This is a genomic window from Halomonas sp. IOP_31, from assembly GCF_021151495.1.
GTDB classification, from domain to species: Bacteria; Pseudomonadota; Gammaproteobacteria; order Pseudomonadales; family Halomonadaceae; genus Modicisalibacter; species Modicisalibacter zincidurans.
This window is the reverse complement of the sequence record NZ_JAIRBP010000048.1, coordinates 1-15,431: the sequence shown is the minus strand read 5'-3', so window position 1 is coordinate 15,431 and position 15,431 is coordinate 1. Positions and strand designations below refer to the sequence as shown.

Sequence of the window (15,431 nt, the reverse complement as noted above, 5' to 3'; positions counted from 1 at the left end):
GGGCTTCCTTCAGATTCCCCTTCGCAGGAGACACCCTTGCCGTCGGCTAGCACTTCCCCTTGCCGGGCGTGCAGGGGACTTTCACCCCCAAGTCATCCCGAGGCACCACCCTCGGGAACAGTGCCAGTCACGGCGCTGCGCGCCATGCCTGGCGCACCCAAGAAAAATGCCAGTCAGCGTTAACTGACTGGCATTACCCGAATCGAGCGGTTTTTTCATTGGTGGCAGACGCCTGGCGACGGCCTCAGAGATGCGGCTGCAGGGTCTGCACCAGCGTCTTGTAGAGCCGCGGGCCGGCGGCCATCAGCCGGCCTTCCGGGGTCACGCCGGGCGAACCGTCGGGTCCGCCCATCAGCGCGCCGGCTTCCTTGAGCAGCAGCGTGCCGACCAGGCTGTCCTGTTCCTCGAGGCCCAGCACGAAGGCCGCGTCGACGCGCCCGGCGGCCAGCTCGGCGATGTCGAGCAGCGGGCAGCCGCTGGCGGTCAGCGTGTCGATGCGCGGGCCGAGCTGCTGGGCCAGCGTCAGGTAAGTCGGCAGATGGCGCGAACGCAGCCAGCGTTCCGGCAAGCCCATTGCCAGGCGAATGCCCTCGACCTGGGTGGCCTTGCTGACGCGGATGCGCTTGCCGTTGTGCTGCGCGCCCCGGCCGCGGCTGACCAGGTACTCGTCGTCGCTGAACGGGCAGATCACCACCGCGTGCTCGGGGCGCCCCTTGACCAGGCACACCAGCGACAGCGCGAAGCCGTTGCCGCCGGTGCTTAAGTTGGAATAGCCGTGGAAGGGCTCGATCCGCCACAGCATGTCGCGGCCTTCGCCTTCACCATCGCGGTGCGGGGTGAAGCGACCGGCGACGCCGTGCTGCGGATAACCGCGCGCCAGCTGGCGGACGATCAGCGTCTCGGCGTTGCGGGCGGCGTCTTCGAGCAACTGGTCGATCTTGCGCTCTTCGTGAGCGATGTCGATACGTTCGCGGATGCGCACAAACTGCTCGGCGGCACTGCGCGCGGCGCGCAGTGCGTATTGGACCATCGGATGCATGATCGGGCCTTGAGGATTCGGTAACTGTTAAAGAACGGGATAGCCTTCGGATCGAAGCTGTCGGCGCGAATCCTAGCAGATCCCCTCAATGGCCGCTATCGAAGCTCGAAGCTCGAAGCTCGAAGCTCGAAGCTCGAAGCTCGAAGCTCGAAGCTCGAAGCTCGAAGCTCGAAGCTCGAAGCTCGAAGCTCGAAGCTCGAAGCTCGAAGCTCGAAGCCAGCATGATAGAATTTCGCCCATCCTCTTCGGCAACCTGCAGGTCCAGACTCATGCTCGAGCGCATCCGCATCGTACTCATCGGCACCAGTCACCCCGGCAACATCGGCGCCGTGGCCCGGGCGATGAAGAACATGGGGCTCGCCGACCTGGCCCTGGTCGCGCCGCGCTGCGAGGTCCAGACCAGCGAGTCGATCTCGCGCGCCTCCGGCGCCGACGCGCTGCTCGTCACGGCTTCGCTGCACGAGAGCCTCGACGACGCGGTCGCCGACGCCACGCTGGTGGTCGGCGCCAGCGCCCGCTCGCGCACCCTGCCCTGGCCGATGATCAGCCCGCGCCAGCTGGGCGCCGCGCTGCCCGCCGAGCTGTCCCGTCGCGAGGCCCGCGTGGCGCTGGTGTTCGGCCGCGAGGACAGCGGACTGACCAACACCGAGCTGCAGCGCTGCCATCGTCACGTGCACATCCCCACCAACGCCGAGTTCAGCTCGCTCAACCTGGCCGCCGCCGTGCAGGTGCTGAGCTACGAGTGCCGACTCGCTTGGCTGGACGCCGGCGAGGCCGGGCAAGCGGCCGCGCCCTCCGGCGAGGTGCCCTTCGGTGAGGCGCCCTGCGGCGTCGAGTGGGACAACCCGCCGGCCAGCCATGCCGATCTCGAGCGCTACTTCGCGCACCTCGAGCGCGTGCTGACGGCGATCGGCTTTCACGATCCCGAGCGGCCGCGCCAGCTCATGGCCCGGCTGCGCCGATTGTACCTGCGTGCGCGACCCGACAGCCTCGAGGTCAGCATCCTGCGCGGCATTCTCACCGCCATCGAGAAGCGCACCGGAGGACGCTGAGCGCCCGCGTCGCCGGGCAACCTTGCAGCCCGGCCGACGCGCCCCAATAATGTATGGCCACCCCGATCATCGGCGGGCCGCTGCGCGCCGTCGTTCAACAAGGATCGCTGCATGTTTCGCCGCCTGCGTGAAGACATCCATAGCGTGTTCGACCGCGACCCGGCGGCACGCAACTTCCTCGAAGTGCTGACCAACTACCCCGGCCTGCATGCGCTGCTCGCCCATCGTCTGGGTAGCTGGCTGTGGCGTCACAACCTCAAGTGGCTGGCCAAGACCGTCTCGACCCTGGCGCGCTGGCTGACCGGCATCGAGATCCATCCCGGCGCGCGCATCGGCCGGCGCTTCTTCATCGACCATGGCATGGGCGTGGTGATCGGCGAGACCGCCGAGGTCGGCGACGACGTCACGCTCTACCAGGGCGTGACCCTGGGCGGCACCAGCTGGAACAAGGGCAAGCGCCACCCCACCCTGGGCGACGGGGTGATCGTCGGCGCCGGCGCCAAGATCCTTGGCCCGTTCACGGTCGGCGCCGGCGCCAAGGTCGGTTCCAATGCGGTGATCACCAAGGAGGTACCGGCCGGCGCCACGGTGGTCGGCATCCCCGGCAAGATCGTCAAGCGCGCCGACCCGGACAGCGAGGACGTGCCGAATTTCGATCCCGAGCGGCGCGAGGCGATCCGCCGGAAATTCGGCTTCGATGCCTACGGCGTCAGCCAGGACATGCCCGACCCGGTGGCGCGTTCGATGCAGGCGATGCTCGACCACATGCACGCCGTCGATCAGCGCATCGAGATGATGTGCAACACGCTATGCAAGCTCGACGCCAGTTACCGCACCGGCAACCTGCCCGAACTGCGCGACGAGGATTTCGCCGAGATCCTCGCCGACGTCGACAGCTGCTGCTCGCCCGACCCGGCACTACCCTCCAAGGCTCCCGAGACGCGTGCCGCCGAACGCGATGCCGCGGCTTCGTCGTCCGACGATCAACAGACGCCACGGCGACGTTCGGGCGGGCAGCGCTGAGTCCGCGGCAATTGTTGACCGTTCTACTCGGTTTTTCCATAATGGCCGCAGCATAGCCTCCGACCCGCCGCGAAAGGCGCGCCGGGCGCGGTTTTTCAGCCTGCCGACCCGCAGGCCTTCAGCAATCAGCGTTCGAGCGCCCATGCGTGCGATCACCGTTCTCGATTATCCAACGCGACTTGTGACTCCCTTATGCGCCTGACCACCAAAGGACGCTACGCCGTCACCGCGATGCTCGATCTTGCCCTGCACGGCAAGCAGGGGCCGATCAGCCTGGCCGATATCTCCCAGCGCCAGGCGATTTCGCTGTCGTATCTCGAGCAGCTGTTCGCCCGCCTGCGTCGTGCGCAGCTGGTCAAGAGCGTGCGCGGACCGGGCGGTGGCTACCTGCTGGCGGTCACGCCGGACGCGGTCTCAGTAGCGCGAGTGATCGACGCGGTCAACGAGTCGCTGGACGCGACGCGCTGTCAGGGATTGTCGGACTGTCAGCAGGGCAATACCTGCCTCACCCATCACCTGTGGTGCGAACTGTCCCACGAGATTCACGGCTTCCTCGACGGCATCAGTCTGGGCGAACTGGTCAAGCGCCAGGAGGTCCGGCAGATCGCCGCCCGGCAACGCCAGACCTTCGACGCCAATACCATCGCCACCTCACCACCGTGAAGCAGCAGCACTTACCGAGGCCAAGCAAAGAACCATGAACACCCCCGTGTATCTCGACTACGCCGCCACCACCCCTGTCGACCCCCGCGTCGCCGAGGTGATGACGCGTTATCTGGGACTCGACGGCATCTTCGCCAACCCGGCCTCGCGCAGTCACATGGCCGGTTGGCAGGCCGAGCAGGCGGTTGAGAGCGCACGCCGCCAGGTCGCCGATCTGATCGGCGCGGATCCGCGCGAGATCGTCTGGACCTCGGGCGCCACCGAGGCCGACAACCTGGCACTGATCGGCTTCATGCGCGCCAATCGCGCCCGCGGCCGGCACCTGGTGACCTCGACCATCGAGCACAAGGCAGTCGTCGACACCGCCCGCGCCCTGGAGGCCGAGGGCTTCGAGGTGACCTGGCTTCAGCCGCAGCACGACGGACGCATCTCACCGTCGAAGCTCGCCGCGGCAATGCGCGACGATACGGCGCTGGTGTCGCTGATGGCGGTCAACAACGAGCTCGGCGCGATCAACGACCTGGCCGCGCTGGCGGCAGTGGTCCATGCCCGCGATGCGGTGTTTCACGTCGATGCCGCACAGGCCATCGGACGCCTGACACTGGACGTCGTCGAGCAGGGCATCGACCTGATGTCGCTGTCGGGTCACAAGGTCTACGGGCCCAAGGGCGTCGGCGCGCTGTACGTCAAGCGCAGCCCCGACATCCGTATCGAGGCGCTGATCCACGGCGGTGGCCACGAGCGCGGCATGCGCTCGGGCACCCTGCCGACCCATCAGATTACCGGCATGGGCGAGGCCTTCGCGCTGGCCGCCGACGAGGGCGAAGCCGACCAGGCGCGCATCGCGGCGCTGGCGAGCCGCTTTCTCGCCGGGCTGAAGGGACTCGAGGGCATTCACCGCAACACCGACACCAGCGTCTCGGTGCCCAATATCGTCAACCTGTCGTTCGACGGCATCGACGGCGAATCGCTGCTCATGGCGCTGCGCGGCATCGCGGTTTCCACCGGCTCGGCCTGCAATTCGGCGAGTGTCGAGCCATCCTATGTATTGACGGGTATCGGCGTGCCGCGTGCCCGGGCGCTGACGGCGCTGCGCTTCAGCTTCGGTCGCTTCACCAGCGAGGCCGAGATCGACGCCGCCGTCGCCGACCTGCAACACGCCGTCGCCACACTACGCCGCTAGCGGCGCTATATTCCGGCACCCCCGGCCACTAATTCAGTAGTCGCCGCCGCACAGAAGTCAGGAGGTTTACCATGGCGCACCTATCCATCACCACCACCGCCGCCGAACAGATTCGCCGGGTCCTCGACGAGCGCGGTCACGGCCTGGGGCTGCGCGTCAGCGTCAAGCCCAGCGGCTGCTCGGGCTATAGCTACGTGCTCGATTTCGCCGACGAGGCGGCGGGTGACGACGTCTCGTTCAAGGAGCATGGCGTGCAGGTGTTCGTCGCCCCCGACGCGCTGACCATGCTCGACGGCAGCGAGGTCGACTACGTCAACGAGGGGCTCAACCGCTTCTTTCGCTTCAACAACCCCAACGTCAAGGACCAGTGCGGCTGCGGCGAAAGTTTCAGCGTCTGAAAAATCAGCAGCGTCTGATACCCTGCGCGTCGCGGATGCGTAGCCGTCCACGAAGGGCTATACTAACGCGCGCTCAGCGCCCGCCCCCGCGCGGCGCCTGACCCCGACCCTCTGCGCGCCGCTACCCTGCGGCGCGCAGCCGTATCAGCGACCCTTTGTTTTCACGGAGAACGACACCATGGCCAACCAGCGCACCCTGTCCATCATCAAGCCCGACGCCGTCGCCAAGAACGTGATCGGCGAGATCGTCAGCCGCTTCGAGAAGGCCGGCCTCAAGATCGTCGCGGCCAAGATGCTGCAGCTGTCCCGAGAGCAGGCCGAGGGGTTCTACGCCGAACACAAGGAGCGCGGCTTCTTCGGCGAACTGGTTGGCTTCATGACTTCGGGCCCGGTCACCGTGCTGGTGCTGGAAGGCGGCGACGCCATCGCCAAGAATCGTGAACTGATGGGCGCCACCAATCCCAAGGAAGCCGCGCCGGGCACCATTCGTGCCGATTTCGCGCAATCCATCGACGCCAACGCCGTGCACGGCTCCGATTCCCCGGAATCCGCCGAGCGCGAAGTGGCCTACTTCTTCGGCGCCGACGAGATCTGCCCGCGCTGAGTCGACGCGCGGGAGCCGGCCGGCTCCCGCGGTTGTCCAGTCCGGGTCCGTCCCTCATCACGCCCCACCGACCGGTTGACCACCATGACCGCCACCGCCATTACCCCCCGCACCAATCTGCTTGGCCTGTCACGCGAACAGATGGAAGCCTTCTTCCTGTCGATCGGCGAAAAGAAATTCCGCGCCAATCAGCTAATGAAGTGGATCCATATCGACGGCTGTGACGACTTCGAGGCCATGACCAACCTCTCCAAGCCGCTGCGCGCCAAGCTCGCCGAGGTAGCCGAGGTGCGCGGTCCGGGGGTGGTCTACGAGGGCACCTCGAACGACGGCACCCGCAAGTGGGTGCTCGAGGTCGAGGACGGCAGCTACGTGGAGACCGTGCTGATTCCGTCGGACAACGGCGCCCGGCGCACGCTGTGCGTGTCGTCGCAGGTCGGCTGCTCGCTCGACTGCAGCTTCTGCTCCACCGGCAAGCAGGGTTTCCAGCGCAACCTGACCGCCGCCGAGATCATCGGCCAGGTGTGGGTGGCGCAGCGCAGCAGCGGGCCGCGCCGCGATACCGCCAATCGCCCGGTAACCAATGTGGTGATGATGGGCATGGGCGAGCCGCTGCTCAACTACGACAACGTGGTGCCGGCGATGAAGCTGATGCTCGACGACAACGGCTACGGGCTATCCAAGCGTCGCGTCACGCTGTCGACCTCGGGCGTGGTGCCGATGATCGACAAGCTCGGCGACGAGATCGACGTGAGCCTGGCGATTTCACTGCACGCCGCCAACGACGAGCTGCGCAACGAACTGGTACCGCTCAACCGCAAGTACAACATCCGCAAGCTGCTCGATGCCTGCCAGCGCTACCTGGCCAAGTGCCATGACACCCGGCTGGTGACCATCGAGTACACGCTGATCAAGGACGTCAACGACCAGCGCGAGCACGCCGAACAGCTCGCCGCGCTGCTCGAGGAACTGCCGTGCAAGATCAACCTGATTCCGTTCAACCCGTTCCCGCATTCAGGCTACGAGAAACCCTCGCGCAACCAGACCATGCGCTTCCAGCAGTGGCTGTTCGATCTCGGCTACACCGCGCCGATTCGCGCCACTCGGGGGGACGACATCGATGCCGCCTGCGGCCAGCTGGTGGGCCGGGTCAAGGACCGCACGCGGCGTCACGCGCGTTATATCCAGTCGATTCAGCTCGACGCCGATTGATGGAGCGGTCCCGCCCGTGGGCAGCGACCTTGACTTCGACTGGTCGCAGCGCTTTTATGAGTACGCTCAAAGCTTGGCCGCGCCGTGTCGCGCAAGCGGTTTCTTACAACCCAGAGAGTCGACCGCAGGCCGTTCGCGCCGAACGATCCGCCACCGTCGAGAGGAGTGCATGATTCGTCGCCCATGCTCGTTACCCGCACCCCGGCTGGGTGCCGTCATGTTCGCAACGCTGTGGCTTTCCGGCTGCGCCGCCACGCAGCAGGACGGCCTGGAAAGCGCTGCGGACCCGGACCGGGCGGCCGAGCTCAACGTGGCGATGGGCATCGAGTACATGGAACAGGGCAACCTGCCCCGCGCGCAGCGCAAACTCGAACGCGCCTTGGCCATCGATCCCGGCAATGCCGACGCGCTGCAGGCCAATGCGCTGCTCTACCAGCGCCAGGGCGAGAACCGGCTGGCTCGCGAGTTCTTCAAGCGCGCGCTGGCCGCCAACCCCGACCTGACCCGAGCGCGCAACAACTACGCGGCATTCCTCTACCGCCAGGGCGAGATCGCGGCGGCCTGCGAACAGCTCGAACGCGCCAGTCAGGACATCAATTACGACAACCGCGCCCAGTTATTCACCAACCTGGGCCGCTGCCGGCTCGAGCGCGGCGCGCTGGCCGACGCCGCCGAGAGCCTCCAACGCGCCCAAAGCATCGACCCACGCTACGCGCCCAGTTATCTGGCGCTGGCGAGAACACTCACCGCACAGGGCGAGCAAGATCGCGCCTGGGACCAGTTGCAACGCTTCATCCGGTTGACCGGCACCACCCCCGAGAGTCTTCGACTGGCCGAGCAGATCGCCAGCGCTCGCGGTGACAGTGCCAGTGCCGCTTTCTATTCGCAGCAGCTGAACGAGTCTCAGCGCGCTCCCTGATCACAAGATAAGAGAGGACTGCTCAGTCATGAGCGACGCACACCAACGACAGGAAGCCAGTCTCGACCCCGAACTCTCATCCGGCCGGCACTCTTCCGGCGAGATGCTCAAGCGCGAACGCGAGCGCCAGGGCCTGACCATCGAGGAAGTCGCGGTTCAGCTCAACCTGCGCCCGGCGGTGGTCAACGGTCTCGAAGCCGATCAGTACAACGAGGTGCCGGTCGCCGCCTATCGCCGCGGTTATCTGCGCGCCTACGCGCGGCTGATGGGCATCGATGAAGGCCCGGTGGTCGCCGCCTACAATGCCCAGCACGGCGACACCCGCAGCGACGTCGAGCGGCGTGTCACCCCGGTGCAGCACGCGCGCAAGCCGTCGCGGGTCGGCGCCTGGATCTTCAAGCTGTTCACCCTGCTGGTGATTCTCGGCCTGATCGGCCTGACGCTGTTGTGGTGGCAAAGCCGCAACGGCAACGACCTGCTCGGCCTGAGCGGCTCCAGAGAAGGCAATGTCGCCGAGTCGATGAACGACGGACCCGCTGGGGCCAGCGGTACCGACGGTCAAGACGCTGGCATGCCCCCGGTCGCCGATCAGGACGGCGAATTGGGTCTGGTCGCGTCAGAGGGTGGCGCAGCCGACGCCGGAGCGAGCGAGCCGCCGCTGGTCGAGGATCCCGCCACGAGCGAAGACACCGCCACCGCGACGGCGCCCGACGACACGACGCAGACGCCGAACCCGATCATCGCCGAAACCGATAACAGCTCCGCCACCGGCACAGCCCGTTCAGACGGCAGTGATACCGCCAGCCAGGCCGACAGCGCCACGCCGCCGGCCGAGCAGAGCGCCACCCAGACGCCGGCCGTCAACGAACGGCAACTATCGCTGACATTCAATGAGCAGTCGTGGACCGAAATCTACGACGCCAACGACCGCCGCATCCTGGTCGGCCTGCAGTCCGCCGGCACCCAGGCCACGGCCGAGGGCGACCCGCCGTTTCGCCTGACCATCGGCAACGCCACTGGCGTCGAGTTGAACTACCGTGGCGAAGCCGTCGACCTCGCTGCCCGCACCGGCGGTAACAATGTCGCCCGCTTTACGCTGGGAGAGTAATCACCATGCACGCTCAGTCCCCCATCCAGCGGCGCAAGTCGCGCCAGATCCATGTCGGTTCGGTCGCTGTGGGCGGTGACGCGCCCATCTCCGTGCAGAGCATGACCAACACCGACACCCTGGACGTCGCCGCCACCGTCGAGCAGATCAAGCGCCTGGCCGCTGCCGGCGCCGACATCGTGCGCGTCTCGGTGCCGACCATGGACGCCGCCGAGGCGTTCGGCCGGATCAAGCGCCAGTCGCCGGTGCCGCTGGTCGCCGACATCCACTTCGATTACAAGATCGCCCTGCGCGTCGCCGAGCTCGGCGTCGACTGCCTGCGCATCAACCCCGGCAACATCGGCCGCGAGGATCGCGTGCGCGCGGTGGTCTCGGCGGCCCGCGACAACGCCATCCCGATCCGCATCGGCGTCAATGCAGGCTCCTTGGAGAAGGACCTGCAGAAGAAGTACGGCGAGCCGACCTCGGCGGCGCTGGTGGAATCGGCGATGCGCCACATCGATCATCTGGATCGCCTCGACTTTCCCGATTTCAAGGTCAGCGTCAAGGCCTCCGACGTGTTCATGGCGGTGGGCGCCTATCGCGACCTGGCCAGCCGCATCGAACAGCCGCTGCATTTAGGGATCACCGAGGCCGGCGGGCTGCGCTCGGGCACCGTCAAGTCGTCGATCGGCTTAGGGCTACTGCTGATGGACGGCATCGGCGACACCATCCGCGTATCGCTGGCCGCCGACCCGGTCGAGGAGGTCAAGGTCGGCTTCGACATGCTCAAGAGCCTCAAGCTGCGCGCCAAGGGCATCAACTTCATCGCCTGCCCGAGCTGCTCGCGCCAGAACTTCGACGTCATCAGCACCATGAATGCCCTCGAGGAGCGCCTCGAGGACGTCATGACCCCGCTCGACGTCTCGGTGATCGGCTGCGTGGTCAACGGCCCCGGCGAGGCCAAGGAGAGCGACGTCGGCCTGACCGGCGGCAGCCCGGCCAATCTGGTCTACCTGGACGGCAAGCCGGCTTCCAAGCTGCGCAACGATCATCTCGTCGACGATCTCGAGAAACTGATCCGCGACAAGGTACGCGAGAAGCAACAGGCCGAGCAGGACACGATCGTTCGCGCGCGTTAATCCACAGATCGTACGACCCGAAGTGGTCCGGCGGTGCCGCGCCGCCGGTTGTCAGGAGCAAACCCCGTTGAGCAAGAAGATCCAGGCCATTCGTGGCATGAACGACCTGTTGCCCGAACAATCGCCGCTGTGGCAATACTTCGAGGGCCAGGTCAGGACGCTGATGCAGCGTTATGGCTATCGCGAGATCCGCACCCCGATCGTCGAGCAGACCGCGCTGTTCGCGCGCTCGATCGGCGAGGTGACCGATATCGTCGAAAAGGAGATGTACACCTTCGACGATCGCAACGGCGACAGCCTGACGTTGCGCCCCGAAGGCACCGCCGCCTGCGTGCGCGCCGCCATGGAGCACGGACTGCTCTACAACCAGACCCAGCGGCTGTGGTACCAGGGGCCGATGTTCCGTCACGAGCGCCCGCAGAAGGGTCGCTACCGCCAGTTCCATCAGGTCGGCATCGAAGCCTACGGCATGGACGGCCCGGACATCGATCTGGAGGTGATCCTGCTCTCGGCGCGGCTGTGGAAGCAGCTCGGCCTGTACGAGCACGTCACCCTCGAGCTCAACTCGCTGGGCTCGCCCGAGGCGCGTGGGGCCTACCGCGAACGGCTGGTCGATTACTTCGAGCAGCACCAGGAGCTGCTCGACGACGACGCCAGGCGCCGCCTGTCGAGCAATCCGCTGCGTATCCTCGACTCCAAGAATCCCGACATGGCCGGGATGCTCGCCGACGCGCCGCAACTGCTCGACCATCTCGACGCCGAATCCCGGGCGCACTTCGAGACGCTCACCGCGCGCCTCGATGCCGCGGGCATCGGCTATCGCATCAACCCGCGCCTGGTTCGCGGTCTGGACTATTACAGCCGCACCGTGTTCGAGTGGACCACCGAGGCGCTGGGCAGCCAGGGCACGGTATGTGCCGGTGGCCGCTACGATGGCTTAGTCGAGCAGCTGGGCGGCAAGCCGACCCCGGCGGTGGGTTTCGCGATGGGCGTCGAGCGGCTGATTCTGCTGCTCGAGACCCTCGAGCTGGTTCCCGCCGAGAGCCGCCGCGGCCCCGATGCCTACCTGCTGGCCATCGGCGCGCGTGCCGAACACGCCGCGCAGCTGCTCGGCGAGCGGCTGCGCGACGCGCTGCCGAGCCTGACCCTGCAGGTCCACTGCGGCGGCGGCGGCTTCAAGAACCAGATCAAGAAGGCCGACAAGAGCGGCGCGCGGCTGGCGCTGATTCTCGGCGATGACGAAATCGATCAGGGGCTGCTGGGCATCAAGTTCCTGCGCGAGCAGCGCGACCAGGAAACCCTGGACCAGCAGGCCGCCCTCGACCGGCTCGCCGCGCTGCTCGCCTGACGCCCGGTTGGGATGGCGATTTTCGGCTGTAAGGACCCGGATGCCCAGTGGCGCCGAATGCACAGTAAAGGAGACCGCCCGTGGCGGAGCTTAGAAGTGAAGAAGAACAGCTTGACGCGATCAAGCGCTGGTGGAAGAGCAATGGCACGTCGCTGATCATCGGCGTGGTCGTCGCCGCGGCCGGCGTGTTCGCCTGGAAGGCCTGGCAGAACTACCAGGATTCGCAGGCCGAGGCGGCCTCGGCGCAGTATCAGCAGTTGCTTGCGCTGGCCGGCCAGCAGGACCTGGGGGACGAGGCGCTAAGCCGTGCCGAAGGACTGATCGACACCCTGGTCAATGACTACGGCGACACCCGCTATGCCGAGCTGGCCACGTTGATCCAGGCCCGTCTGGAGATCGTCGATGGCGACCTGGCCGGCGCCAGCCAGGCCTTGCAGCGGGTCATCGACGGCGACGCCGACGACTACCTCAAGGGACTGGCGCGGCTGCGTCTGGCACGCATCCAGCTCGCCGACGGCCAGCCCGAGACGGCGCTCGCCACCCTCGAGGCCGGCATTCCCGCGAGCCTGGCCGCGCCGCGTGCGATCGCCCGCGGCGACGCGCTGGTCGCGCTGGCGCGTAACGACGAGGCCCGCAAGGCCTACCAGCAGGCACTCACGCTGTCCCGCGAGTCCGAGCAACCGGTCTACGGCGTGCAGCTCAAGCTCGACAATCTCGGTGCGGAGGACGCCACCCTATGAAACTCGTTCAACTGCTCGCCCCGACCCTGGCCCTGGCGGCGCTGCTGGCGGGCTGCGCCGGTAACGTCGAGCCGCAGTATCCGCCCAAGCCGCTGACCGATATCGACCGCCAGGTCGAACTGACCCGCGAATGGAGCCAGGACGTCGGCGATGGCCTGGGCGTGGCCCGCTATCCGATCACTCCAGCGCTGGACGACGACCGGCTGTTTGCCGCCGACCAGTCGGGCCTGCTGCGCGCCATCGACACCGCAAGCGGCAAGACGCTATGGCAGATCGAGCTCGACACGCCGGTCTCCAGCGGCCTCACCGCGGTGGCCGGGCAGATCTACCTGGGTACTCGCAACGGTGAAGTGCTGGCGCTGAATCAGGACGACGGCTCGATCGTCTGGCGTTCACGGGTGTCCAGCGAGGTGCTTGCCGCGCCGCAGCCCAACAGCGAGCTGCTGGTGGTACAGAGCGTCGATGGCGCGGTGACCGCGCTCGATCGTGCCAGCGGCGAGGAGCGCTGGACCTACACCAGCAACGAGCCGGCGCTGACCCTGCGCGGCACGGGCACGCCGCGGGTCATCAACCAGGTCAGCTTCGCCGGTTTTGCCAACGGCCGACTGGTGACGCTCGACAACCGCAGCGGCCAGCCGCTGTGGGACATGCGTGTCGCCGTTCCCTCCGGACGCACCGAAGTCGACCGGCTGGTCGATCTCGACGGCCAGCCGCTGCTGACCCGCGACGGACGACTCTATGTGACCAGCTACAACGGCCGCCTGCTGGCGCTCGAGGCGACCAGCGGCGAGATCCTCTGGGAGCGCGAGGCCTCGAGCTATCTGACGCCGTTGCTGGTCGGCGACGTGCTGTTCACGGTCAACGAGGACAGCCACGTGCTGGCGCTGGATGCCGCTTCCGGCCGCGTGATGTGGGAATCCGACGCCCTCGAGGGACGCAGCCTGACCGCGCCGGCCTTCGTCGACGGGCGCATCGCGGTGGGCGACTTTGCGGGTTACGTCCACCTGCTCGACGCCGAGAGCGGCGAACTGGTGGGGCGCAGCGAGCTCGGCACGGCGATCAGCCTGTCCCCGCTCGCCGACGGCCAGCGCCTTTACGTGATGGACGACAGCGGCGAACTTGCCGCCTATCGCCTGAACGAGCGCGCCAGCGACTGAGTCGGCGGCCGGCGGGCCCCCTGGCCCGCCGGTTTCCTTCGGTCTAGCCCGCCTCGCAATGAGTGGGCGTGCGGGCGTCGGCGATGATAGAATCGCGCCCCAGGCATTCGCCTCCCCATTCTGACCCATTTCTGAGCTTCGCCACCCCATGAATCCCGTGATCGCCCTGGTCGGTCGGCCCAACGTCGGCAAATCGACCCTTTTCAATCGTCTGACCCGCTCACGTGATGCGCTGGTGGCGGACTTTCCCGGCCTGACCCGCGACCGCAAGTACGGCAACGGCCAGCTCGGCGGCAAGGAATACACCGTCATCGACACCGGCGGCATCACCGGCGGCATCAGCGGCGACGAGCAGGGCATCGACGCCGCCATGGCCGAGCAGTCGCTGCTGGCCATCGACGAGGCCGACATCGTGCTGTTCCTGGTCGATGCGCGCAGCGGGCTGATCCCCGCCGACGAGGCGATCGCCAACCACCTGCGGGTCAACCAGAAGAAGACCTGGCTGGTGGTCAACAAGACCGATGGGCTCGAGGAGCACTCGGCGATGGCCGAGTTCTGGACGCTGGGCCTCGGCGACCCTCATCCGATCGCGGCGAGTCACGGGCGCAACGTGACCATCCTGATCGACGAGGTGCTGGCACCCTTCCCCGAGCGCGAGGAGAACGCGCCGCCCCCCGACGCCGAGCGCGGCATTCGCATCGGCGTGATCGGCCGGCCCAACGTCGGCAAGTCGACACTGGTCAACCGGCTGCTCGGCGAGGAACGCGTGGTGGTGTTCGATGAGGCCGGCACCACCCGCGATGCCATCGAGATTCCCTTCGAGCGTCGTGGACGGCGCTACGTGCTGATCGACACCGCCGGGGTGCGGCGGCGCAAGAACGTCAGCCTGACCGCCGAGAAGTTCTCGATCATCAAGACCCTGGACGCGATCAAGGAATGCCACGTCGCGGTGATGGTGCTCGACGCCCGCAGCGGTCTGGTCGAACAGGACCTGCACCTGCTCGACTACGTGCTCAACTCGGGGCGCGCGCTGGTGCTGGCGGTCAACAAGTGGGACGGCCTGGAAAGCGAACAGCGCGACAAGATGCGCAGCGAGATCAAGCGCCGGCTGGGCTTCGCCGACTACGCCGACCTGCACTTCATCTCGGCGCTGCACGGCACCGCGGTGGGCGATCTCTACCCGTCGATCGAGCGCGCCTTCAAGGCCGCCACCGCCCACTGGTCGACCAACCGCCTGACCACCCTGCTGCAGGACGCGGTCAGCGAGCACCAGCCGCCGCTGGTCCACGGCCGGCGCATCAAGCTGCGCATGGCCCACCAGGGCGGCAGCAACCCGCCGATCATCGTCGTCCACGGCAACCAGACCCAGGCGCTGCCGGAAGCCTACAAGCGCTACCTGACCAACACCTTCCGCAAGGTGCTCAAGGTGCGCGGCACGCCGATCCGCTTCGAATTCCGCTCCGGCAACAACCCCTACGACCCCGACGCCGGCGCCAGCGACCGCGAGAAGGCCAAGAAGCGCGAACTCGGACGCAGCCGCGAAGCGCGCAAGAACCGCCGCTGAGCGGCGATCCCCGCGCCGGGCTCAGCGCTCCGGCGCGCTGCCTACCCAGTAACAGGCGAACTGCCAGGCGGCGCGCCCGCTGCGCACTCCGCGCAGCGTGGCGTAGCGGATCGCCTCGCCCCGCGCGGCCTCGTTCCAGCATCCCTCATCGGCGAGCTGCGCCACCCAATGGCGACAGGCCTCTAGCCCGGATATTTCATCAGACATGAAAAAAGCGGCTGAAAATCGGTTATAATTCAAGCTCCTACACAAGAATCAACCGCATCAACCGCCATGACGAAATGTACCATGCCGACCGCC

At 67.0% G+C, this 15,431-nt stretch carries 16 protein-coding genes; 14 read left to right on the top strand and 2 right to left on the bottom strand.

Annotated features, from left to right (window positions below):
• Window positions 1-244 precede the first annotated feature (244 nt).
• The gene (locus tag K7I12_RS16355; protein WP_031383977.1) at window positions 245-1,039 is read right to left on the bottom strand and encodes an inositol monophosphatase family protein; all 795 of its coding nucleotides are present in this window, start codon (window positions 1,037-1,039) and stop codon (window positions 245-247) included.
• 269 nt (window positions 1,040-1,308) lie between these two features.
• On the opposite strand from K7I12_RS16355, the gene K7I12_RS16350 reads away from it, so the two are divergent.
• From K7I12_RS16350 to der, 14 genes are all read left to right on the top strand, one after another.
• Window positions 1,309-2,091 (top strand): RNA methyltransferase, encoded by a 783-nt coding sequence (locus tag K7I12_RS16350; protein ID WP_031383978.1) that lies wholly within the window; start codon window positions 1,309-1,311, stop codon window positions 2,089-2,091.
• Between the two features lie 111 nt (window positions 2,092-2,202).
• A complete protein-coding gene (cysE, locus tag K7I12_RS16345; protein WP_035575273.1) occupies window positions 2,203-3,114 on the top strand; it encodes a serine O-acetyltransferase in 912 nt (303 codons plus the stop codon).
• Window positions 3,115-3,306: 192 nt separating this feature from the next.
• A complete protein-coding gene (gene iscR, locus K7I12_RS16340) occupies window positions 3,307-3,777 on the top strand; it encodes a Fe-S cluster assembly transcriptional regulator IscR (protein WP_031383980.1) in 471 nt (156 codons plus the stop codon).
• Between the two features lie 34 nt (window positions 3,778-3,811).
• Window positions 3,812-4,960 carry an aminotransferase class V-fold PLP-dependent enzyme gene (locus K7I12_RS16335; protein ID WP_031383981.1) on the top strand — a complete coding sequence of 383 codons (1,149 nt, stop codon included), beginning with the start codon at window positions 3,812-3,814 and terminating at the stop codon, window positions 4,958-4,960.
• A gap of 71 nt (window positions 4,961-5,031) precedes the next feature.
• Complete coding sequence (locus K7I12_RS16330) at window positions 5,032-5,358, top strand: HesB/IscA family protein (protein ID WP_031383982.1); 327 nt, start codon at window positions 5,032-5,034, stop codon at window positions 5,356-5,358.
• Between the two features lie 178 nt (window positions 5,359-5,536).
• Window positions 5,537-5,962 carry a nucleoside-diphosphate kinase gene (gene ndk / locus K7I12_RS16325; RefSeq protein ID WP_031383983.1) on the top strand — a complete coding sequence of 142 codons (426 nt, stop codon included), beginning with the start codon at window positions 5,537-5,539 and terminating at the stop codon, window positions 5,960-5,962.
• Window positions 5,963-6,046: 84 nt separating this feature from the next.
• Window positions 6,047-7,174 carry a 23S rRNA (adenine(2503)-C(2))-methyltransferase RlmN gene (rlmN, locus tag K7I12_RS16320; RefSeq protein WP_031383984.1) on the top strand — a complete coding sequence of 376 codons (1,128 nt, stop codon included), beginning with the start codon at window positions 6,047-6,049 and terminating at the stop codon, window positions 7,172-7,174.
• A 169-nt stretch (window positions 7,175-7,343) separates the two neighbouring features.
• Window positions 7,344-8,093 (top strand): type IV pilus biogenesis/stability protein PilW, encoded by a 750-nt coding sequence (gene pilW / locus K7I12_RS16315; RefSeq protein ID WP_031383985.1) that lies wholly within the window; start codon window positions 7,344-7,346, stop codon window positions 8,091-8,093.
• Between the two features lie 28 nt (window positions 8,094-8,121).
• Window positions 8,122-9,201 carry a RodZ domain-containing protein gene (locus tag K7I12_RS16310; protein WP_031383986.1) on the top strand — a complete coding sequence of 360 codons (1,080 nt, stop codon included), beginning with the start codon at window positions 8,122-8,124 and terminating at the stop codon, window positions 9,199-9,201.
• Window positions 9,202-9,206: 5 nt separating this feature from the next.
• A complete protein-coding gene (gene ispG, locus K7I12_RS16305) occupies window positions 9,207-10,322 on the top strand; it encodes a flavodoxin-dependent (E)-4-hydroxy-3-methylbut-2-enyl-diphosphate synthase (RefSeq protein WP_031383987.1) in 1,116 nt (371 codons plus the stop codon).
• A 67-nt stretch (window positions 10,323-10,389) separates the two neighbouring features.
• On the top strand, window positions 10,390-11,670 hold the full coding sequence (gene hisS, locus K7I12_RS16300; protein ID WP_231664705.1) for a histidine--tRNA ligase: 1,281 nt from the start codon (window positions 10,390-10,392) through the stop codon (window positions 11,668-11,670).
• 80 nt (window positions 11,671-11,750) lie between these two features.
• Window positions 11,751-12,410 carry a YfgM family protein gene (locus K7I12_RS16295; protein ID WP_031383989.1) on the top strand — a complete coding sequence of 220 codons (660 nt, stop codon included), beginning with the start codon at window positions 11,751-11,753 and terminating at the stop codon, window positions 12,408-12,410.
• Window positions 12,407-13,567, top strand: a complete 1,161-nt coding sequence (gene bamB / locus K7I12_RS16290) for an outer membrane protein assembly factor BamB (protein ID WP_031383990.1) — start codon at window positions 12,407-12,409, stop codon at window positions 13,565-13,567. The genes K7I12_RS16295 and bamB overlap by 4 nt, the downstream gene beginning before the upstream one ends.
• Window positions 13,568-13,715: 148 nt before the next feature.
• A complete protein-coding gene (der, locus tag K7I12_RS16285) occupies window positions 13,716-15,131 on the top strand; it encodes a ribosome biogenesis GTPase Der (RefSeq protein ID WP_231664704.1) in 1,416 nt (471 codons plus the stop codon).
• Window positions 15,132-15,152: 21 nt separating this feature from the next.
• Here der and K7I12_RS16280 read toward each other — a convergent pair whose 3' ends face one another.
• Window positions 15,153-15,338, bottom strand: coding sequence for a DUF815 domain-containing protein (locus tag K7I12_RS16280; RefSeq protein ID WP_231664703.1), 186 nt, complete (start codon window positions 15,336-15,338; stop codon window positions 15,153-15,155).
• Between the last annotated feature and the right edge of the window lie 93 nt (window positions 15,339-15,431).